This window comes from Streptomyces sp. NPDC058812 (assembly GCF_042744565.1).
Classification (GTDB): Bacteria; Actinomycetota; Actinomycetes; order Streptomycetales; family Streptomycetaceae; genus Streptomyces; species Streptomyces thinghirensis.
On sequence record NZ_JBHYOB010000006.1, the window covers coordinates 334,372 to 358,465 of the forward strand.

Annotated in this window: 26 protein-coding genes; 18 read left to right on the forward strand and 8 right to left on the reverse strand. The window is 72.8% G+C overall.

Annotated features, from left to right (window positions below):
* Positions 1–128: 128 nt before the first annotated feature.
* The 10 genes from ACFW48_RS15425 (at position 129) to ACFW48_RS15470 (ending at position 11,287) form a co-directional block, all read left to right on the forward strand.
* A complete protein-coding gene (locus ACFW48_RS15425; RefSeq protein ID WP_386314695.1) occupies positions 129–944 on the forward strand; it encodes a tryptophan 2,3-dioxygenase in 816 nt (271 codons plus the stop codon).
* A complete protein-coding gene (gene kynU / locus ACFW48_RS15430; RefSeq protein ID WP_386314698.1) occupies positions 937–2,130 on the forward strand; it encodes a kynureninase in 1,194 nt (397 codons plus the stop codon). Before ACFW48_RS15425 ends, kynU begins: the two co-directional genes overlap by 8 nt.
* Before the next feature lie 235 nt (positions 2,131–2,365).
* The gene (locus tag ACFW48_RS15435; RefSeq protein ID WP_386314700.1) at positions 2,366–3,328 is read left to right on the forward strand and encodes an alpha/beta hydrolase; all 963 of its coding nucleotides are present in this window, start codon (positions 2,366–2,368) and stop codon (positions 3,326–3,328) included.
* A gap of 156 nt (positions 3,329–3,484) precedes the next feature.
* Positions 3,485–4,510 (forward strand): alpha/beta hydrolase, encoded by a 1,026-nt coding sequence (locus ACFW48_RS15440; RefSeq protein WP_386314703.1) that lies wholly within the window; start codon positions 3,485–3,487, stop codon positions 4,508–4,510.
* The gene (locus ACFW48_RS15445; protein ID WP_386314706.1) at positions 4,503–5,810 is read left to right on the forward strand and encodes an acyltransferase; all 1,308 of its coding nucleotides are present in this window, start codon (positions 4,503–4,505) and stop codon (positions 5,808–5,810) included. Before ACFW48_RS15440 ends, ACFW48_RS15445 begins: the two co-directional genes overlap by 8 nt.
* Positions 5,803–7,209 (forward strand): sensor histidine kinase, encoded by a 1,407-nt coding sequence (locus ACFW48_RS15450; RefSeq protein ID WP_386314709.1) that lies wholly within the window; start codon positions 5,803–5,805, stop codon positions 7,207–7,209. Before ACFW48_RS15445 ends, ACFW48_RS15450 begins: the two co-directional genes overlap by 8 nt.
* Positions 7,206–7,892, forward strand: a complete 687-nt coding sequence (locus tag ACFW48_RS15455) for a response regulator (protein WP_386314712.1) — start codon at positions 7,206–7,208, stop codon at positions 7,890–7,892. Before ACFW48_RS15450 ends, ACFW48_RS15455 begins: the two co-directional genes overlap by 4 nt.
* Positions 7,893–7,908: 16 nt before the next feature.
* On the forward strand, positions 7,909–9,342 hold the full coding sequence (locus ACFW48_RS15460; protein ID WP_386314714.1) for a sensor histidine kinase: 1,434 nt from the start codon (positions 7,909–7,911) through the stop codon (positions 9,340–9,342).
* A complete protein-coding gene (locus ACFW48_RS15465) occupies positions 9,339–10,013 on the forward strand; it encodes a response regulator (RefSeq protein WP_386314717.1) in 675 nt (224 codons plus the stop codon). The genes ACFW48_RS15460 and ACFW48_RS15465 overlap by 4 nt, the downstream gene beginning before the upstream one ends.
* Before the next feature lie 53 nt (positions 10,014–10,066).
* The gene (locus ACFW48_RS15470; RefSeq protein ID WP_386314719.1) at positions 10,067–11,287 is read left to right on the forward strand and encodes a cytochrome P450; all 1,221 of its coding nucleotides are present in this window, start codon (positions 10,067–10,069) and stop codon (positions 11,285–11,287) included.
* On the opposite strand, the gene ACFW48_RS15475 is transcribed toward ACFW48_RS15470, so the two are convergent.
* The 3 genes from ACFW48_RS15475 to ACFW48_RS15485 form a co-directional block, all read right to left on the reverse strand.
* Entirely contained in the window at positions 11,270–11,473 is a 204-nt protein-coding gene (locus ACFW48_RS15475; RefSeq protein WP_386314722.1) for a hypothetical protein, read from the reverse strand. The genes ACFW48_RS15470 and ACFW48_RS15475 overlap by 18 nt on opposite strands.
* A gap of 117 nt (positions 11,474–11,590) precedes the next feature.
* Complete coding sequence (locus ACFW48_RS15480; RefSeq protein ID WP_386314725.1) at positions 11,591–13,207, reverse strand: ABC transporter permease; 1,617 nt, start codon at positions 13,205–13,207, stop codon at positions 11,591–11,593.
* Entirely contained in the window at positions 13,204–14,112 is a 909-nt protein-coding gene (locus tag ACFW48_RS15485; protein WP_386314728.1) for an ATP-binding cassette domain-containing protein, read from the reverse strand. Before ACFW48_RS15485 ends, ACFW48_RS15480 begins: the two co-directional genes overlap by 4 nt.
* A 73-nt stretch (positions 14,113–14,185) precedes the next feature.
* Here ACFW48_RS15485 and ACFW48_RS15490 point away from each other — a divergent pair, with 73 nt between their 5' ends.
* The gene (locus tag ACFW48_RS15490) at positions 14,186–14,692 is read left to right on the forward strand and encodes a GbsR/MarR family transcriptional regulator (RefSeq protein ID WP_386314730.1); all 507 of its coding nucleotides are present in this window, start codon (positions 14,186–14,188) and stop codon (positions 14,690–14,692) included.
* Between the two features lie 40 nt (positions 14,693–14,732).
* On the opposite strand, the gene ACFW48_RS15495 is transcribed toward ACFW48_RS15490, so the two are convergent.
* Positions 14,733–15,104, reverse strand: a complete 372-nt coding sequence (locus ACFW48_RS15495; RefSeq protein WP_386314733.1) for a DUF6086 family protein — start codon at positions 15,102–15,104, stop codon at positions 14,733–14,735.
* A gap of 63 nt (positions 15,105–15,167) precedes the next feature.
* Entirely contained in the window at positions 15,168–16,043 is an 876-nt protein-coding gene (locus ACFW48_RS15500; RefSeq protein WP_386314735.1) for a diacylglycerol kinase, read from the reverse strand.
* A 185-nt stretch (positions 16,044–16,228) separates the two neighbouring features.
* On the opposite strand from ACFW48_RS15500, the gene ACFW48_RS15505 reads away from it, so the two are divergent.
* The 5 genes from ACFW48_RS15505 (at position 16,229) to ACFW48_RS15525 (ending at position 19,727) form a co-directional block, all read left to right on the forward strand.
* Positions 16,229–17,512 (forward strand): adenylosuccinate synthase, encoded by a 1,284-nt coding sequence (locus tag ACFW48_RS15505; RefSeq protein ID WP_210963171.1) that lies wholly within the window; start codon positions 16,229–16,231, stop codon positions 17,510–17,512.
* A 134-nt stretch (positions 17,513–17,646) separates the two neighbouring features.
* Positions 17,647–18,138, forward strand: coding sequence for a DUF3515 family protein (locus tag ACFW48_RS15510; protein WP_386314738.1), 492 nt, complete (start codon positions 17,647–17,649; stop codon positions 18,136–18,138).
* 54 nt (positions 18,139–18,192) lie between these two features.
* The gene (locus tag ACFW48_RS15515; protein ID WP_386314741.1) at positions 18,193–18,417 is read left to right on the forward strand and encodes a hypothetical protein; all 225 of its coding nucleotides are present in this window, start codon (positions 18,193–18,195) and stop codon (positions 18,415–18,417) included.
* A gap of 81 nt (positions 18,418–18,498) precedes the next feature.
* Positions 18,499–19,398: a sigma-70 family RNA polymerase sigma factor gene (locus tag ACFW48_RS15520; RefSeq protein WP_386314744.1), complete on the forward strand. Its 900-nt coding sequence runs from the start codon at positions 18,499–18,501 to the stop codon at positions 19,396–19,398.
* Between the two features lie 38 nt (positions 19,399–19,436).
* Entirely contained in the window at positions 19,437–19,727 is a 291-nt protein-coding gene (locus ACFW48_RS15525) for a hypothetical protein (RefSeq protein WP_386314746.1), read from the forward strand.
* An 11-nt stretch (positions 19,728–19,738) separates the two neighbouring features.
* Here ACFW48_RS15525 and ACFW48_RS15530 read toward each other — a convergent pair whose 3' ends face one another.
* From ACFW48_RS15530 to ACFW48_RS15540, 3 genes are all read right to left on the reverse strand, one after another.
* Positions 19,739–20,389 (reverse strand): hypothetical protein, encoded by a 651-nt coding sequence (locus tag ACFW48_RS15530; RefSeq protein ID WP_386314749.1) that lies wholly within the window; start codon positions 20,387–20,389, stop codon positions 19,739–19,741.
* A 167-nt stretch (positions 20,390–20,556) separates the two neighbouring features.
* A complete protein-coding gene (locus ACFW48_RS15535; RefSeq protein ID WP_386314752.1) occupies positions 20,557–21,258 on the reverse strand; it encodes a GntR family transcriptional regulator in 702 nt (233 codons plus the stop codon).
* Between the two features lie 131 nt (positions 21,259–21,389).
* The gene (locus ACFW48_RS15540; RefSeq protein WP_386314755.1) at positions 21,390–22,745 is read right to left on the reverse strand and encodes an aspartate aminotransferase family protein; all 1,356 of its coding nucleotides are present in this window, start codon (positions 22,743–22,745) and stop codon (positions 21,390–21,392) included.
* A gap of 170 nt (positions 22,746–22,915) precedes the next feature.
* On the opposite strand from ACFW48_RS15540, the gene ACFW48_RS15545 reads away from it, so the two are divergent.
* Positions 22,916–23,539, forward strand: a complete 624-nt coding sequence (locus ACFW48_RS15545) for a type 1 glutamine amidotransferase family protein (RefSeq protein WP_386314758.1) — start codon at positions 22,916–22,918, stop codon at positions 23,537–23,539.
* Entirely contained in the window at positions 23,536–24,045 is a 510-nt protein-coding gene (locus ACFW48_RS15550; RefSeq protein ID WP_386314761.1) for a MarR family winged helix-turn-helix transcriptional regulator, read from the forward strand. The genes ACFW48_RS15545 and ACFW48_RS15550 overlap by 4 nt, the downstream gene beginning before the upstream one ends.
* Positions 24,046–24,094 lie beyond the last annotated feature (49 nt).

Consider the following 24,094-nt stretch of genomic DNA (forward strand, 5'->3'; position numbering starts at 1 on the left):
CGCCTGCCGTGCGCAGGCGGGCCTTGCGGTTTGCTGCCACCATTGCGGAGGATGACGTTGGGGACCGGGGCCCCGTGTCGGTAACGGCAGGGCGGACCGCTACCCGTAGTGCACAGCAGGAGACAGCGATGTCCCACGAAGCCCCGAATCTCGACTTCGAGGGCAGCACGCCGTACGAGGACTATGTCAAGGCGGACGTGCTCACCCACCTCCAGCACACCCTCTCCGACGATCCCGGAGAGATGGTCTTCCTGGTCACGACCCAGGTCATGGAGCTGTGGTTCACCGTCATCGTCCACGAGTGGGAGACCGCGGCCCGCGCCCTGCGCGAGGACCGGGTCCAGGTGGCGACCGACGCGCTCAAGCGCTCGGTGCGGGAGCTGGAGGCGCTGAACGCCTCCTGGACGCCGCTCGCGGGCCTCACGCCCGCCCAGTTCAACTCGTACCGCAGCGCCCTCGGCGAGGGGTCCGGCTTCCAGTCGGCGATGTACCGCCGCCTGGAGTTCCTGCTCGGCGACAAGTCCGCGTCCATGCTCGTCCCGCACCGCGGCGCCCCGCGCGTGCACGCGGAGCTGGAGAAGGCGCTGCACGAGCCGAGCCTGTACGACGAGGTGGTCCGGCTGCTCGCCCGGCGCGGGTACGACATCCCGGACGCCGTCCTCCAGCGCGACGTCACCCGGAAGTACGAGGCGGCGCCCGAGGTGGAGGCCGCCTGGACGGCCGTCTACTCCGGTGACCAGAACGGCGAGCTGGCCCGCCTCGGCGAGGCGCTCACCGACGTCGCCGAGCTGGTGTGGCGCTGGCGCAACGACCACCTGGTCGCCACCCGCCGCGCGATGGGCTCCAAGACCGGCACGGGCGGCTCCGCCGGAGTGGCCTGGCTGGAGAAGCGGGCCCGCGGCAATGTGTTCCCCGAGTTGTGGACGGCGCGGTCGTATGTCTGAACCCCTCGAACTGGCTGCTGAGGCCGAGAAGCTGGACGCCGCCGACGAACTGGCGGCACTGCGTGAGCGGTTCGTCCTGGACGACGCCGTCTACCTGGACGGCAACTCGCTCGGCGCCCTCCCGGCCGGTGTCCCCGCGCGCGTGGAGGACGTCGTACGCCGTCAGTGGGGCGAGCTGCGCATCCGGTCCTGGGAGGAGAGCGGCTGGTGGACCGCGCCCGAGCGGATCGGCGACCGGATCGCCCCGCTGGTCGGGGCGGCGTCCGGGCAGATCGTGGTGGGCGACTCGACCAGCGTCAACGTGTTCAAGGCGCTCGTCGCGGCGGTACGGATGGCGGATGCGGGCCGGGACGAGATCCTCGTCGACGCCACCACCTTCCCCACGGACGGGTACATCGCCGAGTCGGCGGCCCGGATGACGGGCCGCACCCTGCGGCCGGTCGCCCCGGCCGAGGTGCCGTCGGCGCTCGGCGACCGCACCGCCGCCGTCCTGCTCAACCACGTCGACTACCGCACGGGCCGGTTGCACGACCTGCCCGCGCTCACGGCGGCGGTGCACGCGGCGGGGGCGTACGTCGTCTGGGACCTGTGCCACAGCGCGGGCGCGCTGCCGGTCGGGCTCGACGAGCACGGTGTCGACCTGGCGGTCGGCTGCACCTACAAGTACCTCAACGGCGGACCCGGTTCGCCCGCGTACCTGTATGTGCGCCGTGACCTCCAGGACCGTTTCGACTCCCCGCTGCCGGGCTGGAACTCACACGCCGAGCCCTTCGGCATGCGGCCCGCGTACGCCCCGGCGTCCGGCGCGGTGCGCGGCCGGGTCGGCACGCCGGACATCCTCTCCCTGCTCGCCCTCGAGGCGGCGCTGGCGGTGTGGGACGGGGTGTCGGTGGAAGCGGTGCGGGCCAAGTCCCTGGCGCTGACGGACTTCTTCCTGCGCTGTGTCGGGGAGTACGTCCCGGACGGCCTGGTGGAGTCGGTGACCCCGGCGGCGCACGCCGAGCGGGGCAGCCAGGTCGCACTGCGCTGTGACGGCGCGGGGGACGTGATGAAGCGCCTGATCGAGCGCGGGGTGGTGGGGGACTTCCGCGCCCCGGACGTCCTGCGCTTCGGCTTCACCCCGCTGTACGTCGGCTTCGCGGACGTGGAGCGGGCGGCGCGGGTGCTGGCGGAGACGCTGGGGTGACGGGCGGGTGAGGACCGGGTGAGGACCGGGCGAGTGAGGACCGGGCGGATGAGGACCGGGAGGATCGCCCGGCCGCGGATCGCCCGGCCGCGGATCGTCTGGTCGCGGATCGTCTGGTCCTCACCGAGTGTTACATCCCCATGTCCGCGCACGTCACCGGCCTGATACCGTCCCGCCAACGGCCGATTTCATTCCCCCGGTCCGCCAACACCGTTTTGCCGCTGAGAGGTTGAGCATGCCGGACGCCGCCGCAGAACCGGGCACCGCTGCCGCGAGGGACGCCGCGGAGGCGGCGGAGGAGAAATCGGCCTTCTCGCACCCGGCGGTCGACCCCGACAGCACCGCTGTGTACGGCGACCACCCCGACCAGGTGATCGACTTCTACGTCCCGCGCGGGGCGGCGGGCCCGGGCGGTGCCGCTCCCGTCGTGGTCGTCCTGCACGGAGGTTCGTGGCGGGCTCCGTACGACCGCCGTCATGTCAGCCCGTTCGCCGGCTTCCTCGCCCGGCGGGGCCTCGCCGTGGCCAGTGTGGAGTACCGGCGCGGTGCGGATGGCGGGGCTGGCGTCGGTGGCACGACTGGCGTCGGTGGCGCGGATGGCGTCGGTGGGGAGGGCGGGGGCGCGGGGGGTCCCGTCGCGGGGCGCTGGCCCGACACCTTCGACGACGTGGCCGCCGCGGTGGACGCCCTGCCCGCGCTGGTACGGCAGCACCTCCCGCAGGCCGACGCGCGCCGTGTCGTGCTCACCGGCCACTCCGCCGGCGGCCACCTCGCCCTGTGGGCGGCCGCCCGGCACCTGCTGCCCGCCGACGCCCCCTGGCGCATCGACCGCCCGGCGCCCCTGCGCGGTGTGGTCGCCCTCGCGCCGATCGCCGACTTCGAGGTCGCCGACAAGCTCGACGTGTGCGGCGGTGCGGCGCGGCAACTCCTGGGCGGGGAGGAACTCTTCGCCGAGCGCCGACCCTACGCGGACCCGGCCCTGCTGCTGCCCACCGGCATCGCCACGACCCTCGTCCAGGGCCGTGCCGACGTGGACGTTCCGCAGGCGGTCGCCGAGGCGTATGCCGACGCGGCGGCGAAGGCCGGGGAGGTGGTGGGAGTGACGCTGCTGGAGGACGTCGGCCACTACCCGCTGATCGACCCGGCGGCGGACGCGTGCGCGGTGGTGGCGGAGGAGATCGCACAGCTGGCTTGGTGAGCACCGATCGGGTGGTCGAGCCCTTGCGGTCGTACCCGTAGTACCTGAGAGCTACCTCGCAGGTGAGTTCCCTGGCGGGACGCGGGTTACCCGGCGCGATTCATAACTTCCCCTACAGACAAGCCCGATGGTCGGGCGAGCTGGAGGGGAGAGGCCATGGGGCCCGGGACGGCGGTACGTTGGCGGCGGCGCGTGAGCAGATGGCGTCGGACCGTCCTCGCCGCGCTCATCTGTGGCGCCGTGGTCCTCCCCCTCTCCGGTGCCGCGCGCCCCGAGATCCCCGCTCCGCCTCCCGCCGTGCTCGCGGCCCCGACGGCCGGCACGCTGGAGGAGGCGTACGCCGCCAACCGGGCCAACGCCGCCGAGGCGTCCCGGATGGCCGCCGCCCACGGCGACCGGCACCGCGCGGCGGCGGACCGCTCGATGGCCGACCCGTCCCGGCGTCTGCTCGCCTTCGACGGCCGGGGCGCCGGACTGGCCACGGAGGTCTTCGGCGACCTGGCCCACGCCGACCGCGTCGCCGTCCTGGTCCCGGGCTCCGACACGAGCATCGACACGTACGGCCGGTTCCGTGCCGCCGCCCTCGCCCTGCACCGACAGCTCGCCGCGCAAGCGCCCCAGGGCACGCTCCCCCGCTCTCGGCTTCAGTCGAGCGGGAGGACCTCCGTCGCGGTCGTGGCCTGGCTGGGCTACGAGACACCGGGCACCGTCAGCACCACGGTCGCCACCACCGGCCGCGCCGACCGGGCCGCCCCGAAGCTTCGCGCCCTGGTCGACACCCTGCGCGGGATCACCGGCCCCGGCACCCGCCTCGCCCTCCTCTGCCACTCCTACGGCTCGGTGGTCTGCGCCCGCGCCGCCGACGGCCTGGACGTCGCCGACATCGCCCTGGTCGGCAGCCCCGGCACCGGCGCCGACTCCGCCGCGGGCCTGCACACGAGCGCCAGGGTCTGGGCGGCCCGGGGCGCCGACGACTGGGTGGAGCACGTGCCGCACCTCAGCGCCGACCTCTTCGGCTCCACCGTCGGCTTCGGCACCGACCCGGTCTCCCCGGACTTCGGCGCCCGGGTCTTCGCGGCCGGCGACGGCGGCCACAGCGACTACTTCGACACCGGCTCCGTCTCCCTGACCAACCTGGCCCGGATCGCCCTGGGCGAGACCACGGAGGTGACCCATGACTGAGGCGACCCGAGCGACCCGACCGAGTCCTCCGCACGCCGCGCCGGACCGGGGGCCCGGCGCCGACACCCGGAAGGGGCTTGGCCGTACCGCCACCCGGCAAGGGCTGCGCCGCATCGCCACCCGGCAAGGGCTGCGCCGCACCGCCGCCCGGATCGACGCCGCGACGCCCGCGTCGCGGGACCGTGCCGTCGACGCCCTGCGTGCCATCGCCATCCTCGGCGTGGTCCTCGGCCACTGGCTGGTGACGGCCCTGGTCGCCGACGGCGGCGGCCTGCACGCGGCCAGTCCGCTCCAGGACATGCCCTGGCTGTCCCCGATCTCCTGGGTCTTCCAGACCCTCGCCGTGTTCTTCCTGGTCGGCGGCCATGTCGCCACCCGCGGCTACGCGTCGGCCAGAGCCCGCGGCACCTCCTACGGCCGCTGGCTGTCCGCCCGGCTGTCCCGACTGTTCCGCCCGGTCGCGGCCGTCCTCACCCTGTGGACGGTGACGGCGGCGCTGCTGCTCCTGACGGGCGCGGAGTTCGTGACCGTCCACACCCTGGTGAAACTGGCCCTGTCCCCGTTGTGGTTCCTCCTGGTCTTCGCCGCGTTGACGGCGGCGACTCCGCTGCTGACCCGGCTGCATCCGCTGTGGCCGCTGGTCGTCGTCATCCACGTCGACCTGCTTCGCTTCGGGTTCGGCGCCCCCTCCTGGCTCGGCTGGATCAACCTCGCCGCAGGCTGGCTGGTCCCCTACACCCTCGGGGCCGCCTGGTCCCGCGGCGAGCTGGACCGCCGCCGCGCCGGCTGGACCCTGCTCGCCGGCGGTACGGCGGCGACCGCGGCGCTCGTGGCCTGGGCGGGCTATCCGGCGTCGATGGTCGGCGTCCCCGGCGCCGAGGTGTCGAACCTCAACCCGCCGACGCTGGCCGCCGTCACCTTCGGCCTGGCGCAGTGCGGCCTCGCGCTGCTGCTGCGCGAGCGGCTGCGCCGTGCGATGCGGCGGCCCGTGGCGTGGGCGGCGGTCGCGCTGGTCAACCTCTCCGCGATGACGATCTTCCTGTGGCACCAGACCGCGTTGATGGCGACCACGGCCACCGGCCTCCTCGTCGGCCGTCTGCCCGGCCTGCACACGCTCCCCGACGGGCTGGACTGGGTCGCGGCCCGGCTCGTCTGGCTACCGGCGTTCGCGCTCGCCCTGGCCGGATGCTGGGCCGCCTTCCGTTCCGTCGAGCGCGGTGGCGGCCGGCGCCGCTCCCGGGTCGTCCGGACGCACCGCCCGCAGGGCCGGACGAGGGCGGCGGGTGCACGTCATGTCTAGGGTGGGCCGTGTGATGCGATGGGGGAGCCGGCGGATGGTCACGGGGGGCCCGGTCAGGCGTGTGCTGCGGGTGCTCCACGACGACCTGTGGACCTGGCGGGCGGATCCGCTGCCGCCGTCGGTGTGGCTGCGCTGGTTCCCCCACGGGGTCGTCTGCCTGGCCGCCCTCGGCGTGCTGCTCGGCGACGCAGCCCAGCTCGGCGACAACGGCGGGGTCGAACCCGGGTTCGCCTTCCTGATCGCGCTCGCCCAGGCGGGAGCGATGGTGCTCGCGCTGTGGCGGCCGGTCGCGGCGTGGTGGCTGTCGATGGCGGCCATGCTGGTGGGGGCCTTCGCCGTGCGGTCCGAGATGGACGCGGGCGGCGCCGAGTTCACCTGGCCATGGCCGGCCGCCGGGATCATCGCGCACCTGTTCGTCCTGCTGCTGCTCGCCCTGCGGGTCCGTACCCGGGTCTCCGCGGAGGCGCTGGCCCTGACCGCGCTCGTCACCTACGTCGTGCAGGGCCTGGTGGGCGCGCTGAACTACCAGCCGACCGGCCAGCTCGCCGTCATCCTGTTCGCGGTCGTCGTGGCGCTCGGCACCGCCCTGCGCGGACGCCGCGAGGCCCGCGCGGAACTGAAGCAGCAGACCTCGCTCACCGCCGAGGAGAGAGCCCGGCGCACCCTGCTGGAGGAGCGTGGCCGCATCGCACGCGAGCTGCACGACGTGGTCGCCCACCACATGTCGGTGATCTCCATCCAGGCCCAGGTCGCCCCCCTCCTCGTCGAGAACCCGCCGGACGAGCTGAAGGAGAACCTCGCGGGCATCCGGCAGAACGCGCTGGAGGCCCTCACCGAGCTGCGCCGGGTGCTGGGCGTGCTGCGCGCCGAGCACCCCGACGCGCTGGAGACCCCCGGCGGGGGCGACGCCGCCCCACATGCCCCGCAACCCACCCTCGACCGGCTGGACGCGCTGGTGGAGAACATCCGGGCCGCCGGGCTGACCGTCACCACCGAGACGAGCGGGACGCGCGTACCCCTGCCGCCCGGTGTGGAGCTGTCGGCGTACCGGATCGTGCAGGAGGCCCTGAGCAATGTCCTGCGGCACGCGCCCGGCGCGACCGCCCGGGTCCACCTGATGCATCTACCGATCGGACTGCGCGTGGACGTGTCCAACACCCGCCCGGAGCGGGACCCGGCACCGTCCCAGGGGGCGGGACACGGACTGCTCGGCATGCGGGAGCGGGTGGCGATGCTCGACGGCACCCTGACGGCGCGGCCACTGCCGGACGGCGGCTACCAGGTGGCCGCGTTCCTGCCGGCCGACGGCCCCGACGGCCCCGACGGACCCCTCAGCCCCTCCGCCCCTCCCTCCGCCCCTCCCTCCACTCACCACTCCACCGAGGACGACACCCCATGACGACCAGCAGCAACGGCCGCGTGATCCGCGTGCTGATCGCCGACGACCAGCAGATGGTCCGGCAGGGCTTCACCGTGCTGCTCAACACCCAGCCCGACATCGAGGTGATCGGGCAGGCGGTGGACGGCCTGGACGCCGTGGCCAAGGTCGCCGAGATGGCACCGGACGTCGTCCTGATGGACATCCGCATGCCCGAGCTGGGCGGCATCGAGGCCACCCGCCGCATCACCGGGGCGACCGCGTCGATCAGGGTGCTGGTGCTGACCACCTTCGACCTCGACGAGTACGTGTACGAGGCGCTGCGGGCCGGCGCGTCCGGGTTCCTGTTGAAGGACGCCTCCGCCGACCAGCTCGCCGAGGCGGTCAGGGTGGTGGCGGACGGGGACGCGCTGCTCGCGCCGGGCATCACCCGGCGGCTGATCGCCGAGTTCGCCCGGCTCGACGACCGGCCGCGCGGCCCGTTGAAGGCCCGCGTCGGTGAGCTGACCGAGCGGGAGACCGAGGTGCTGGCCCTGATCGCGCAGGGCCTGTCGAACGCGGAGATCGCCCAGAGATTGGTGGTCGCCGAGCAGACGGTGAAGACCCATGTGGGCCGGATCCTGGTGAAACTGGGCCTCCGGGACCGGACGCAGGCGGCGGTGTTCGCGTACGAGTCGGGGCTGGTGCGGCCGTCGGGGTACTGACCCGCGCCCGGCGCCCGTGGCCCCCGTAGTACCTGAGACGGATACCGAAGGACCCCTCTCACTGGTGACGACGGTGCACCCGGCAGCGCCTACCGTTGCGAACGTGACCGAGACGACCCAGATGCGGACCACCCCCTCCGGTGAGGGTGACGCGCCGCGCAGCCCCGAGTTCCGGCTGGCCATGGACGCACTGCAGGGCCTGCGCCAGGACCTGTTCCACGACGCCTTCGCGTACCGCCCGCTGCCGCTCATGGCGACGAAGGGTCCGCTGACCCGCCGGCTCCCCGACCGCATGCGGTCGTACGCCACCCGCTTGCCGCACGCGGTGGTGGTGGCCGCCGCGCTGATCGCCCTGTTCGGCGGTTCCGTGGCCGGCGGTGCCCTGGGAGGGCCGGCGGCCCTGCTGAGCGGACTGGTGTGCGCGATCCCGGTGCTGGCCACGCTGGTCCGGCCGGTCGGCGCCTTCTGGATGTCGATGGCGGCGACCCCGGTGGTCGCGGTGCTTCTCGGCGAATTGGGCGAATGGCCTTGGCCGCCCGGTCCGTTCATCTGCCATCTGACGGTGCTGGTGATCGTGGCCATACGCACCCGGCCCCGCACGGCCGCCTGGATGTGGACCCTGACCGCCGCCTACGCCCTGCTCGTGGAGACGCTGTTCGGCGACGGGGAGTACAACACCTCCGCGCCGATGCTGTTCCTCTCCGCCCTCGCCCTCCTGGTGGTCGCCGTCCGGCACGTCCGCCGGGAGGCTCAGCAGGAGGTCACCGCCCAGCAGACGGTCACCGCGCACGAGCGGTCCCGGCGGACCCTGCTGGAGGAGCGCACCACCATCGCCCGCGAGCTGCACGACGTGGTGGCCCACCACATGTCGGTCGTCGCGATCCAGGCGGAGGCGGCCCCCTACCGGGTGGAGAATCCGCCCCCGGAGCTGGAGCGCGCCTTCGCCACCATCCGGGAGAACGCGGTGGCCGCCCTCACCGAGCTGCGCCGCGTCCTGGGCGTCGTCCGCGCCGAGGACTACGAGGCCCCGGACGCCCCGCAGCCCACGCTCGCCGACCTGGACGCCCTGCTCGCCAACGTGCGGGACGCCGGCCTGAGCGTGGAGAAGGCGGTGACCGGAGCGGTGCGTGAGCTGCCGCCCGGTGTGGAGCTGTCGGCGTACCGGATCGTGCAGGAGGCGCTGAGCAACACCCTGCGGCACGCACCCGGCGCGACCGCCCGCGTGGAGGTCTCCTACGTCCTGGGCGGGCTGGGCCTGCGCATCGTCAATGGCCCGATCCCGGAACTGACCCTCGTGAAGCCCTCGCCCGGCGCCGGGCACGGCGTCACCGGCATGCGCGAGCGCGTCTCGATGCTGAACGGCGAGATGACGGCCGGCCCCACCGACGACGGGGGTTACGAGGTGGCGGTGTTCCTGCCGGTCACGGCACCGACCGAAGGTGAAGCATGAGCGACCGCACGATCCGGGTACTGATCGCCGACGACCAGATGATGGTGCGCGAGGGCTTCTCCGTCCTGTTGAACGCGATGCCGGACATCGAGGTCGCCGGTGAGGCGGTCAACGGCCGGGATGCCGTGGCGAAGGTCCGCGAACTGGCCCCGGACGTCGTCCTGATGGACATCCGCATGCCCGAGCTGAACGGCATCGAGGCGACGAGGGAGATCGCCGCGGCGGACGGCACGTCGAAGGTGCTGGTCCTCACCACCTTCGACCTCGACGAGTACGTGTACCAGGCACTGCGCGCGGGCGCTTCCGGCTTCCTCCTCAAGGACGCCTCGGCGCGCCAACTCGCCGACGGGGTCCGGGTGGTGGCCGCCGGCGAGGCCCTCCTCGCCCCCTCCGTCACCAAGCGCCTGATCACCGAGTTCTCCAAGCTGTCCGACGCCCCGCGCCTGATGTCCTCGGCCCAGGCGGCGTACGGCGACCTGACCGAGCGGGAGACGGAGGTGCTGGTCCTGATCGCACAGGGCCTGTCCAACTCGGAGATCGCCGAGCGCCTGGTGGTAGCCGAGTCGACGATCAAGACGCACGTCAGCCGCATCCTGGTGAAGCTGGGCCTCAGAGACCGCACCCAGGCGGCGGTCTTCGCCTACGAGGCCCGCCTGGTGACGCCTGGCTGAGAGAGTGCCCGGACCTCTGGCCCCCGGTCGGCACCACCCGTTAGCGTCCGTCCATGACGGCTGAATCCGACCTCGCCTTCGACCCCTGGGACCCGGCGTTCGTCGCCGACCCGTACCCCGCCTTCGCCGAGCTGCGGGCCCGGGGGCGGGTGCTCTACTACGAGCCGAGCGACCAGTGGCTGGTGCCGCACCACGCGGACGTCTCGGCGCTGCTGCGCGACCGTCGGCTGGGCCGGACCTACCAGCACCGTTTCACGCACGAGGACTTCGGCCGTACCGCGCCCCCGCCGGAGCAGGAGCCCTTCCACACGCTCAACGACCACGGGATGCTGGACCTGGAGCCGCCGGACCACACCCGTATCCGGCGTCTGGTGTCGAAGGCGTTCACGCCGCGCACGGTGGAGCAGCTGAGGCCGTACGTGCACGGGCTGGCGGACGACCTGGTGGCCCGGCTGGTGGCGGCCGGCGGCGGCGACCTGCTGCGGGACGTGGCCGAGCCGCTCCCGGTCGCCGTGATCGCCGAGATGCTGGGCATCCCGGAGTCCGACCGTGCCCCGCTGCGGCCCTGGTCGGCGGAGATCTGCGGGATGTACGAGCTGAACCCGTCCGAGGAGACGGCGGCGAAGGCGGTCCGCGCGTCGGTCGAGTTCTCCGAGTACCTGCGCGGACTGATCGCGGCTCGCCGCAAGGAACCGGGCGACGACCTGATCTCGGGTCTGATCGCGGCCCACGACGAGGACGACGACCGGCTCACCGAGCAGGAGATGATCTCGACCTGCGTCCTGCTCCTGAACGCGGGCCACGAGGCCACGGTGAACGCCACGACCAACGGCTGGCTGGCCCTGTTCCGCAATCCGGACCAGTTGGCGGCCCTGCGCGCCGACCACTCCCTCGTCCCGTCCGCCGTGGAGGAGCTGATGCGCTACGACACCCCGCTCCAGCTCTTCGAACGCTGGGTACTGGACGAGATCGAGATCGACGGGACGACCGTCCCGCGCGGCGCGGAGGTGGCGATGCTGTTCGGCTCGGCCAACCACGACCCGGCGGTCTTCACCGCCCCGGACCGCCTCGACCTCACCCGTCGGGACAACCCCCACATCTCCTTCAGCGCCGGTATCCACTACTGCATCGGCGCCCCACTGGCCCGCATCGAACTGGCGGCGTCCATGACGTCCCTGCTGGAGCGGGCCCCGGAGCTGCGCCTGGCGACGGAACCGGAACGGAAGCCGAACTTCGTGATGAGGGGGCTGACGGAGCTACGAGTGGAGGTCTGAACGCCGGCGCCGGCCCAGCAGCCAGGCGCCCAGCGCCCAGACCACGGCGGGTACGACGGCTCCGGCGAGGAGGACGAAGGGCAGTTCGGTGTAGAGGACGCCGAGGTCCATGCCGTTGTTCTCGAACTTGTTGCCGAGGTGCCGCTGGGTACGGTCCGACGTCCCCCAGACGGACACGGCCCCCACGGCCCCCACCGCCGAAACCCCACAGCCACCACACGTCACCGCGTCCCGACTCATACCCGAGGTGACGCCCCCGCCGCCTCCCGGGGTTCCGGCCTGATCCAAACGACACCCCCTGGCTCACGTCATCATGTCCCGCCGCCGCAGCCCGGCCAGTCCCACCCCCACCAGCACCACCGCGATCGATGTGAGCACCAGCACCGGCGCCCAGCTCATCTCCCCGCCCGGCAGCTTCGGCAGATGCCCGAACGGTGACACGTCCAGCACCCGCTGCGGCACATCCAGCGCCGGCCCGACCCACCCGAGCAGCAGCACCGCACCGGCGACTGCCCACGCGGCCACCGCGCCCCGGGGCAGCACCCCGTGCAGCAGTACCGCCACCCCGCCGATCACCCACACCGCCGGCAACTGCACCAGACACGCGCCCAGGATCGCCCCGGCGTCCTGGCCGTACCCGGCCGCGAAACCGGCCCCGGCGAGCAGCATGATGAGCGCCGCGCCGCCGAAGGCGATCACCAGGTGCCCCGCGGCCCACCGCAGCCGTCCCACCGCGCCCGCGAGCACCGGCTCCGCCCGTCCGGAGGTCTCCTCGCCGTTCAGCCGCAGCACCGACGCGACGACGTACAGCGCGGCGATCAGCCCGAGCATCCCGACCATCGCCGACACGAACGCGTCGGTCAGCCCGGCCTGCCCGCCCATCCGCTCGATGATCTCGCGGGCCTGCTCGTTGTCCCCGACCAGATCGGCCGCCCCCTCGGTCATCCCGCCGTAGACGACCCCGGCGAGGAAGAAGCCGATGCTCCAGCCGAGCACGCTGCCCCGCTGCAACCGCCAGGCCAGCGCACCGGCCGTACGCAGGCGCCCGGCGGCCGGTCCCGGCCGGGTCGGCAGGAAGCTCATGCCGAGGTCCCGGCGACCGGCCAGCTCGTAGGCCACCGCGCCCTGCACCACCGCCGCGCCGGCGATCAGCAGCAGCACCCACCACCGCTCGGCCGCGAAGGCGCGCAGGTTCTCCAGCCAGCCGAGCGGCGACAGCCACGTCAGTACGGACGAGCCGTCGACGGTCGCCGAGTCGCCCGCCGCGCGCAGCACGAAGGCGCCGCCCAGCACCGCCGCCGTCAGTCCCCGGGCCAGCCGCGCGCTCTCCGTCAGCTGGGCGACGATCGCCGCCATCGTGGCGAAGAGCATCCCGACGCCCGCGATCCCGAGCCCGAGGGCCAGCGCGCCCGCCGTCCCCTGCCCGGCCAGCCCGGCGACGACCAGCAGCGCCAGGACGCCGTTCGCGACCGCCGCCGTGAGCAGGGCGGCGGTCAGCGGGGCCCGGCGGCCGACCATCCCGGAGGCGACCACTTCCTGCCGCCCGCTCTCCTCCTCGTCGCGGGTGTGCCGTACGACGATCAACAGGCTCATCACTGCGGCGAGCGCGGCGGCGTACGCACCGACGCGCCAGGCCGTGAGCGCGCCGAGGCTGTCGTCGAAGACCGGGCCGACCATCGCGCGCAGCGAGGAGTTGGTCTCCATCTGCCGCACCAGGTCGGCGCGTTCGGCGGCGGTGGCGTACAGGCCCTTGATGGTGCCGGGCATGGAGAGCACCATGAGCGCGTTCACCGCCACCCAGACCGGGATCATCACCCGGTCGCGGCGCAGGGCGAAGCGCAGCAGCGTGCCGGTACCGGCGAGTTGGCGCGCGCCGCCGGACCGTACCGCGAGAGCCGTGGTGGTGGCCGTGGCGGTCATCGCGACGCCACCGCCTCGGCGGCCTCGGCCTGGTAGTGCCGCATGAACAGCTCCTCCAGCGTCGGCGGCGTCGACGTCAGCGACCGCACGCCCGTCTCGCTCAGGCAGCGCAGTACGGCGTCCAGCTTGTCGGTGTCGACCTGGAGCCGGACCCGGTGGCCCTGGACGTCGAGGTCGTGCACGCCCGGCAGCCCCGCCAGCCCGCCCGGGACGCCCGCGAGTTCGGCGCTCACGCTGGTCCGCGTCAGATGGCGCAGGTCGGCGAGCGAGCCGCTCTCGACGGTCCGCCCCTTGCGGATGATGCTGACCCGGTCGCACAGCTCCTCGACCTCGCTGAGGATGTGGGAGGAGAGCAGGATCGTCCGGCCGCGCTCGCGCTCCTCGGCCACGCACCTCTGGAAGACCTCCTCCATCAGCGGGTCCAGTCCGGAGGTCGGCTCGTCGAGGATCAGCAGGTCGACGTCCGAGGCGAAGGCGGCCACCAGGGCCACCTTCTGCCGGTTGCCCTTGGAGTACGTGCGGCCCTTCTTGGTCGGGTCCAGTTCGAACCGCTCGACCAGTTCCGCGCGCCGCCTCGTGTCCAGCCCGCCGCGCAGCCGGCCGTAGAGGTCGATGACCTCGCCGCCGGAGAGGTTGCGCCACAGCGTCACGTCGCCGGGGACGTACGCGATCCGGCGGTGCGCCTCCACCGCGTCCGCCCACGGATCACGGCCGAGCACCTGCGCGGCGCCCGAGTCGGCGCGCAGCAGGCCGAGCAGGACGCGGATGGTGGTGGACTTGCCGGCGCCGTTGGGGCCGAGGAAGCCGTGGACCTCGCCGGCCTCGACCTCCAGGTCGAGCCCGTCCAGCGCGTGCGTCCGGCCGAACGACTTGTGGAGGCCCGAGACGCTGATTGCCTTCGTCATGATTCCGAAAGTACGCTATCTTCAGAAAATTGTGAAGTTAAGAAACCGTCAGGATGTGAGGGATGATCGAACGATGAGGGAAGAACCGGAACCGGCCGAACGGGATCGTGACCCCGAGGCGGTGTCGAAGTTCGTGGAGGGCTTCGCCGCCCAGCTCGTCGAGGCCGGGATGCAGCGGATGCCGGCCCGGGTCTTCGCCGCGCTGCTGGCCTCCGACTCGGGGTCGCTGACCTCCGGGGAACTCGGTGAACGGCTCCAGGTCAGCCCGGCCGCCGTCTCAGGTGCCGTGCGCTACCTCTCGCAACAGCACATGGTCTCGCGCGAGCGCGAACCCGGCTCGCGCCGGGAGCGGTACCGGGTGCACAGCAATCAGTGGTACGAGGCGCTCACCAACCGCGAGGCCGTCCTCAAGCGCTGGGAGAGCGCGCTGCGCGAGGGCGTCGCCAGCCTCGGCGCCGAGTCCCCGGCGGGGCGCCGCATGGCCGAGACCCTGGCGTTCTTCGAGTTCGTCGACGGGGAGATCGCCGCCATGATGGAGCGCTGGCGCGTGCACCGGGAGGAGACCTTCGGGCACCGCTGACGCGAGGGCACCGCCACCGCTGACGCGAGGGCGCCGACGCTCAGCGCACCAGGTGCCCGTCCAGTTCGTCGGCCCATTCGCGCACCCCGACCCCCCACCCCCGCTCAGCGCGCGCGGGCCACCGCACCTCGGCCCCGGCCCGGCGGGCCAGCGCCAGCACAGTCGCCGTGAAGCCCCAGGACAGGGCGTCGATCACATGGTGCGACCGCCGGTCGTGCCACACGAGCAGAGCGTTGACGAAGGCCTCCAGGGCGGCCGGGTCGACCTGGCACTCGTCGTTCTCCATCGCCCCGAACCCCGACGCGAGCCCCACCTCCTCCTCGTAGACGCGCAGCGTCCGCAGGAACAGCCGCGCCGCCCCGCTGGACGGATTCCACAGCGTCTCGTCGCCCACGTCGAAGTACTGGCTCATGCCCGCCCCCTGGTCGGATCCGGCCGGGAGCATAGCCACCGGGCCCGGCCGACCGCACGCCGTTCACCGCGCCGGCAGCGTCAGCCCCCACGCCCCCTCCCGCACCGTCCACGTCCGCGTCCCCACCGGCCCCGACACCACCGCGTCGGCCCGGTACCTGAAGTGCGCCCCCGACACGGTCACCGTCCGTCCGCTCGCCGTCAGCGGCGACGCCTGCGCGCCCACCGACAGCGGCCGCACCTCCACCACGGCCACTCCGCCGGCGCCCGGCGTCACCGAGACCCCCTCGACCGGCTGGTCCAGGTCCACCAGCGTCACCCCGTCGACCTCCACCCGCAGCCGCGCCGGACCGGCCGCCCCCAGCGCCGCCGTGACCCGGGCCGGCCGCGAGGACGCCAGCGTCCGTACGAGGGACTGGCAGGTCCGCAGCCAGGGACGGGCCGGCGCCTCCGGCCCCACGTCCGTGCCCTCGGGGGCGGCGACCGGCGGAATCCCCACCGCCCCCAGCACCACCCCGTCACTGTCGTCGACGAGCAGGTCGAGGCGGCGTTCCGTCCCGTCCAGCACCGCCCGCGCCGCCGCCACCGCGCCCGACGGCAGCCCGAGCGCCCGGGTGAGGCCCAGTACCGGTCCCACCGGCACCACCGACAGCGAGCAGCCCGCCAGCTCCCGCTGCCGGTGCAGCAGGCCGACGGCCCGCAGCAGCGCGCGGTCGTCGCCGACCACGACGGGCCGCCGTGATCCCCTTCGCCGCAGCGCCCGGGCGAATTCCTCCGGACCGTCCGGCAGACACACCTTCGTGCTCGCCGCACCCGCGCTGAGCACGTCTTTCGCGATCCGGACGGACTCGCCGTCCGCTCGCCGGGCGACCGGATCGATGACCACCAGAAGCTGATCGGGCGTCGCGGAAGATCTCGCGGAAGTCGCCACCTCGGCCATGCCTCGCTTCCTCGGGTAGCATCTTTGTGCAAGAGCCCCTTGCGCTATTGCGCCAGGGGCTTCGTCTATTCCGGGGCATCCGGTCCGACGGTTGGCGGCCAACGACGGTCGCGGTGTACGTGGCGGAAACCCACCGCGTACGCCCTCGACCATGGACATGCCCCGCCCGGAAGGGGTGTACGCGCGTGCCCGCACTTGTGCTGCTCGGTGCTCAGTGGGGTGACGAAGGCAAGGGAAAGGCGACGGACCTGCTCGGTGGTTCCGTCGACTATGTGGTGCGCTACCAGGGCGGCAACAACGCCGGCCACACGGTAGTCGTGGGCGATCAGAAGTACGCCCTCCACCTGCTCCCTTCCGGAATCCTGTCTCCCGGCTGTACGCCGGTCATCGGTAACGGTGTCGTTGTCGACCCGTCGGTCCTGTTCTCCGAGCTGAGCGGGCTGAACGAGCGCGGCGTCGACACGTCCAAGCTCCTGATCAGCGGAAACGCGCACATCATCACGCCGTACAACGTGACCGTCGACAAGGTGACGGAACGCTTCCTCGGCAAGCGCAAGATCGGCACCACCGGGCGCGGCATCGGCCCGACCTACGCCGACAAGATCAACCGTGTGGGCATCCGCGTCCAGGACCTCTACGACGAGTCGATCCTCACCCAGAAGGTCGAGGCGGCGCTCGACGCCAAGAACCAGATGCTCACCAAGCTCTACAACCGCCGTGCGATCGCCACGGGCCAGGTCGTCGAGGAGCTGCTGGGCTACGCGGACAAGCTCGCGCCGTACGTCGCCGACACCGTCCTGGTCCTGAACCAGGCCCTCGACGACGACAAGGTGGTCCTCTTCGAGGGCGGCCAGGGCACGCTGCTCGACATCGACCACGGCACGTACCCCTTCGTCACCTCGTCGAACCCGACCGCGGGCGGCGCCTGCACCGGCGCCGGCGTGGGCCCGACGAAGATCAGCCGGGTCATCGGCATCCTGAAGGCGTACACGACCCGTGTCGGCGCGGGCCCGTTCCCGACCGAGCTGTTCGACGAGGACGGCGAGGCCCTGCGCCGCATCGGCGGCGAGCGCGGTGTGACGACCGGCCGCGACCGCCGCTGCGGCTGGTTCGACGCGGTGATCGCCCGTTACGCGACCCGGGTCAACGGCCTCACCGACTTCTTCCTCACCAAGCTCGACGTCCTCACCGGCTGGGAGCAGATCCCGGTCTGCGTGGCGTACGAGATCGACGGCAAGCGCGTCGAGGAGCTGCCGTACTCGCAGTCCGACTTCCACCACGCGAAGCCGGTCTACGAGATGCTGCCGGGCTGGAGCGAGGACATCAGCAAGGCGAAGTCCTTCTCCGAGCTGCCGAAGAACGCCCAGGCGTACGTCAAGGCGCTGGAGGAGATGTCCGGCGCCCCGATCTCCGCGATCGGCGTGGGTCCGGGCCGGGACGAGACGATCGAGATCAACTCGTTCCTGTAGGACCGCTGGAATCGCCGGCGAACGCCGCCGACGGCCGGAGCCCCGCCCGGGGCCCCGGCCGTCGGCGTTCGGTGGACGGATACGCTGGCCGGTGACAGCAGGGGACGGAACGGACAGCGCGGAGCGAGCGGAACATGCGGAAGCCCACCACCCGGATGTGGATCTGGCTGACCGTGGCCGTCGTGGCCGTCGCCGGAGGGCTCCTCTACGTCGACAGCCACCGCGTCTCCGCCGCCCCGCACGCCGCCGACGCCAAGTGCGACAAGGTGGTCTCCCGCCTCCCGGACGACATACCCGGCGCCTCGCGCGACTGGGCCCTCGGTGACGGCGTCGCCTCCTGGGGCGGCCAGAAGGCGGTGTTCCGCTGCGGCGCCGAGGAACTGCCGCCGAACATCAACCTCTGCGTCACGGCCGACGGCGTCGACTGGGTCCTGGACGAGGAGCGGCTCAAGAGCGACGGCGTGAGCGTCCTGCGGACGTACGGCCGCTCACCGGCCGTGGAACTCACGTACTCCGGTCCGCGCGAGGAGGTGGGCGGCGTTCTCGCCGCGCTGGACCCGGCCGTGAAGTGGATCCCGCAGGAGCGGAAGTGCGTCGGCCTCGACGACGCCGACGTCCTCGGCTAGCCGTTCGGCCCCCTTCACCGGGCGTCGGCGCGGAGCCTGGTGTCGGATCGGGGCATGACCGACCGTGAGAGCGGGGGCATGACCGACCGTGACCGCGCCGCTTCCTGCCGGGGCCCGTACGGCGGTGAGACCGAACCGGTCGACTGCGGCGACCCGGCCCGCTTCGAGGTCGCCCGGCATCAGCGGGCGCCGCTGCGGGTGTGCCCCGTACATCTTGGACCGTCCCTGCTGTTGGCGGACGGGGTGCTGTGGCCACCGGGGATCTCCCTGATCCGCTGAGGAAGCGGTCCACCGGAGTGGTTCACTTGGGTGACTCGGCCGGACCGGACCGAGGTCCCGAGAGGGGGAGGAAGCCGTACGGTGCCTGGACGATCCGATGCGATGGCGGAGCGCTTCGAGCGGGACCGCCCCCGGCTGCGGGCGGTCGCCTACCGGATCCTCGGCTCCCTCGGCGAGGCCGACGACGCTCTCCAGGACGCGTGGCTGCGCGCCGACCGTGCGGACACCTCCGGGGTGGAGAACCCGTCCGGCTGGCTCACCACGGTCGTGGCCCGGGTCTGCCTCAACCTGCTCCGCGCCCGGGACACGCGCCGTGAAGAGTCCTTGGACGACGGGACGGACCGCGGACCGGCCGCCGTCGCCCCGCTGTCCGGCGGGCCCGCCGCCGACCCGGCCGAGGAGGCGCTGCTCGCCGACGAGGTCGGCGTCGCGCTGCTGATCGTCCTGGACACCCTGGGCCCGGCCGAGCGGCTCACGTTCGTCCTGCACGACATGTTCGACGTGCCCTTCGACGACATCGCCGCGATGCTCGACAAGACGTCCGCGGCCACCCGCCAGCTGGCCAGCCGCGCCCGCCGCCGGGTCAGGGGCGTACCCGCGCCCGATGCCGACCTGCCCCGCAGGCGCCGCGCGGTCGACGCGTATCTGGCGGCCACGCGCGGCGGCGACTTCGACGCGCTGGTCTCCCTGCTCCACCCGGACGTCGTCCTGCGCGCCGACGCGGCGGTCGTTCCGACGCCCGAGCCCGTCGCCGTCACCGGCGTGGAGCGGGTGGCCAGGGGCGCGCTGGCCTCGATGGGCCGGGCCAGGTACGCCGGTGTCGTCCTGGTCGACGGCCGGGTGGGCCTGGCGATGGCCGAGCACGGCCGGCTGCGCGTGGTGCTCCGCTTCACCTTCGCGGACGACGGTCTCATCACCGGCATCGATGTGATCGCGGAGCCGGACCAGCTGAACAATCTCGTCATTTCGGGCATAGGCTGAGGCTGTACACGCCGCGTCGGCAGAAGAAGGTGAGTGCGATGCGCGTGCTGCTCAAGGCCACGCTGGACACGGAGAAGTCGAACGAACTCATCCGCAGCGGCAAGATGGCGGACGTGATGAGGGAGACCCTCGACCACATCAAGCCGGAGGCCGCCTACTTCGGCACCGTCGGCGGTCGGCGGACGGCCCTGCTGTTCTTCGACATGCAGGACAGCTCGGAGATGCCCCCGATCGGTGAACCGTTCTTCATGAAGATGAACGCCGAGGTCGACATCTGCCCGATCATGAACGCCGAGGACCTGGGGAAGGGACTCTCCCAACTCGACTGACCGGCACCGGGTCAACTGAAGACGATCATCGACCCCTGCGCCAGGCTCCGCGTGGCCGCCGCGTGCAGGCCCAGCCACACATGGCGCTCGCGGGCGAAGGGGCTGGAGTCGTACGGCGCGGGCACGGCCGGCTCCTCCAGCTCCGTCGGGGCGAGCGGCGGCTGCGGGGGCGCCGGGGGGTTGGCCGGATCGATGCCCAGGGCCGGGGCGACGGCCCCCAGTTCCCGCAGGAGGGTGTGCGAGGAGCCCAACGGGCCGCCACCCGCGAGGAGTTCGTCGCTGGAGAGCGGGTGCGGGAAGTCGACGGGGACGTAGGCGCCCGCGTGGTCGTAGTGCCAGACCAGGTGCGACTGCTGGGCCGTCGCCTCGAACATCTCCAGCAACTGCTCGTAGTCGCCGCCGAGTTCGTCCACCGGCGTCACCGGCAGCCCGCACACCTGGAGCAGGTGCGCCCGGCGCAGGAAGTGCAGCGCGTCGTAGTCGAAACCGGCCACCGGGGCGACCTCGCCGGACAGTCCCGGCATGTACTGGTACACCGGCACCGGCGGCAGCCCCGCCTCGGCCAGCACCTTGTCGTATTGCGCGAGTTCCTCGGCGAAGGGGTTGTCCGGGGTGTGGCACAAGACGTCGACGAGCGGTACCAGCCACAGGTCACAGGCCAAAAGAGGGCTCCTCACACAGCACGGCGATCAAGCACGATGGTCGGGCACGATGGTCAGGCTCGGTGGTCAGGAAGCGTAGTCGGTGCGTGTTGCGTGCAGTTCCCATACCCATCTGGCGCCGGACCACGACACGCGGGACGTTGGTCATCCTCCCCGGCCGTCCCGGGTCATCGCCGGGCGAGCCGCTCGATGAGGGCGAGCGAGTGGGCGTTGTACGCCTCGACGAGCGACCGCGCCCCCGGTGCGTCGCGGCGGGCGAGGGCGTCGACCAGTTCGGTGTGCCCGGACCACAGCGCGCCGCGCAGGTCGCTGAGCCGACGCAGGTGCTGCACCGTGCACACCCAGCTCTGCACGCGCAGCCGGTGCAGGAAGTCGGAGAGGTAGGGGTTGCCGAACAGGACGGCCAGTTCGCGCCAGTACCGCAGGTCGTAGCCGATGAGGATGGTCAGGTCACCGGCCGCGGCGGCGCGCTGTGCCTCCTCGCCGCGTCGGCGGACCCCGGCGAGGGCGGCGGCGATCCGCGGGTCGTGGGGGCCCGGGCCGCCCCGGCGGTCGTCGACGAGGACGAGGAACATCCCGTCGGTGACGAGGCTGCGGGCCTCGATCATGCCCCGGAAGTCGTCGACCGAGTACTCGTGCACGCGGAAGCCGCGATGGTGGTCGGCGTCGAGGAGCCCCTGCGCGGACAGGTCGACCAGGGCCTCGCGCACGGGCGTCGCGGAGACCCCGTACTGCTCGGCGATCTCCTTGACCGTGAACTCCTGCCCCGGCTGGAGCCGCCCGGCCAGCACCTCGTCGCGGAGCGCGTCGGCGATCTGCTGCCGCAGGGTGCTGCGCGTGACGGCACCGGTGCCGCTGGGGCCGGGCATGGTCGGGCGGTCTCCTTGTCGCGTACGGGGGAGGGGGCGTACTCGTACACATGTCTACCGTGTACGAGCACGCCACCTTACGCGCTCGGATCCGTTTCCTGCCCGTATGCGGGCAGGGCCCCGCTCGGGGCTTACTCGGTGTACTCGTCCGCCACGGACAGTGCCGTGTCCAGGGCCGTCAGGCCCTCCTTCAGCTCCGTCTCGGAGACGTTGCACGGCGGCACGACGTGGGTCCGGTTCATGTTCACGAACGGCCACGCGCCGTGGGCCTTGGCGGAGGCGGCGAAGGCGGACATCGGCGTGGCCGCCTGCCCGGTCGCGTTGTACGGCACCAGCGGCTCCCGGGTCTCCCGGTTCCTCACCAGCTCCAGGGCCCAGAACATGCCGACGCCGCGCACGTCGCCCACGCTCGGGTGGCGCTCGGCCAGCTCCCGCAGCGCGGGCTCGACGACCTCGGCACCGAGCCGCGCCGCGTGCTCGACGATGCCCTCCTCCTCCATCACGTTGATCGTGGCGACGGCGGCGGCGCAGGCCAGCGGGTGCCCTGAGTAGGTCAGCCCGCCGGGGTAGGGCCGCTCGGCGAAGGTCTCGGCGATCCTCGCGGAGATCGCGACGCCGCCCAGCGGCACGTAGCCCGAGTTCACGCCCTTGGCGAAGGTCATCAGGTCGGGCACGACGTCGTACAGGTCCGCCGCGAACCACGTACCGGTCCGCCCGAACCCGGCCATGACCTCGTCGAGCACGAAGACGATCCCGTACTTGTCGCAGATCTCGCGGACCCCGGCCAGGTAACCGGCCGGCGGCATCATGATCCCCGCGGTACCCGGGATCGTCTCCAGGATGATCGCGGCGACGGTCCCCGGACCCTCGAACGCGATCGTCGTCTCCAGGTGCTCCAGCGCCCGCGCGCACTCCTGCTCCTCGGTCTCGGCGTAGAAGCGCGAGCGGTAGAGGAAGGGTGCCCAGAAGTGCACGACACCGGCCGCGCCGCTGTCCGAGGCCCAGCGGCGCGGGTCGCCGGTGAGGTTGATCGCCTGCTGGGTGCCGCCGTGGTACGAGCGGTACGCCGACAGCACCTTCGGCCGCCCGGTGTGCAGCCGCGCCATGCGCACGGCGTGCTCCACGGCGTCCGCGCCGCCGTTGGTGAAGAAGATCTTGTCCAGGTCGCCGGGCGTCCGCTCGGCGATCAGCCGCGCCGCCTCCGAGCGCGCCTCGACGGCGAACGCGGGCGCGAAGGTCGTCATCCGCGCCGCCTGCTCCTGGATCGCGGCGACGACCTTGGGGTGCTGGTAGCCGATGTTGGTGTAGACGAGCCCGCTGGCGAGGTCGAGGTAGCGCTTGCCTTCGTAGTCCCAGAAGTACGACCCCTCGGCGCCGGCGACGGCGAGCGGGTCGATGAGCTCCTGCGCGGACCAGGAGTGGAAGACGTGCGCGCGGTCCGCGGCCTTCACGGCGGCGCCGGCCTGGGGATTGGGCTGAGGGGTCATGCGGCCGAGGGTAGATGTCCGCGATGCGGAAACGGAATCGGCGTCCTGTCTGCGGTCGGGGGCTTTCCACGACAGGTTGTCGACGCGGCGCGCGCCCAACTCTATTGACAGCATACTGTCATCATGACAGTCTTCTGTCATAAGGTTCCCGTGCAACCGCTGGAGGGGTCATGAACGGCACCAAGAACGGCACCCGCAAGCCCGTCCACCTCGCCGTGTACGACACTCTGGCCGACTGGGAGACCGGCCACGCGACGGCCCACCTGGCCCGCGCCGGGTACCCGGTCCGCACTGTCGGCCCCACCCCCGCACCCGTCACGAGCATCGGCGGCCTGCGTATCCAGCCCGACCTGGCCCTGGCCGACGTACGCCCCGAGGACAGCTCCCTGCTGGTCCTCCCGGGCGCCGACCTCTGGGACACGGGCGACGACCTGGCCCCCTTCGCCCGCACCGCCCGCGCCTTCCTGGACGCCGGCGTGCCGGTCGCCGCCATCTGCGGCGCCACCGCCGGACTGGCCCGCGAGGGACTGCTCGACGACCGCGCGCACACCAGCGCCGTCTCCTTCTACCTGGCGGCGACCGGCTACGCGGGCGGCGAGCGGTACGTGGAGGCCGACGCGGTCACCGACCGCGGCCTGATCACCGCCGGCCCCACCGAGCCGGTCGCCTTCGCCCGCGAGGTCCTCGGCCTGCTCGGGGTGTACGAGGGCGAGGTGCTGGACGCCTGGTACCGGCTGTTCCACGACTCCGACCCGGAGGCGTACGCCGTACTGGAGAAGGCGGGCGCCGCGTGAGCGGCCGGGAGCGGCAGGACCTGCTCAGCGGCGCCGCGCTCGGCGTCTTCCGGCTCAACGGCCAGTTCCTCGCGGTCGCCGAGGAACTGGCCCGCCCCGCCGGACTCACCGCCGCCCGGTGGCAGGTGCTCGGCGCGGTGCTGCGCGAGCCGCTGCCCGTCTCCGGCGTCGCGCGGGCGATGGGCATCACCCGGCAGAGCGTGCAGCGCATCGCCGATCTGCTGGTGGAGCGCGGCCTCGCCGAATACCGGCCCAATCCGGCCCACCGCCGCGCCAAGCTCCTCGCGCCGACGGACGCGGGCCTCGCGGCCCTCTCCCGCATCGGCCCCGGCCACGCCGCCTTCGCCGACCGGCTGGCGGAGGCGTACGGGTCCGAGGCGGAGCTGGCGGAGGCGGTGGTGGCCCTCGAACGACTGTCGAAGGTGCTGGGCGGGCTCGGCGGACCGTCCACCGCGGACGACCCGCCTGTCGCGGACGCGGACGACCCGCCTGTTACGGAACCGTAGAACCGGACCGGCTCACCGCGCGGCCGCCCCGCACTATCCTCGGTCTGTT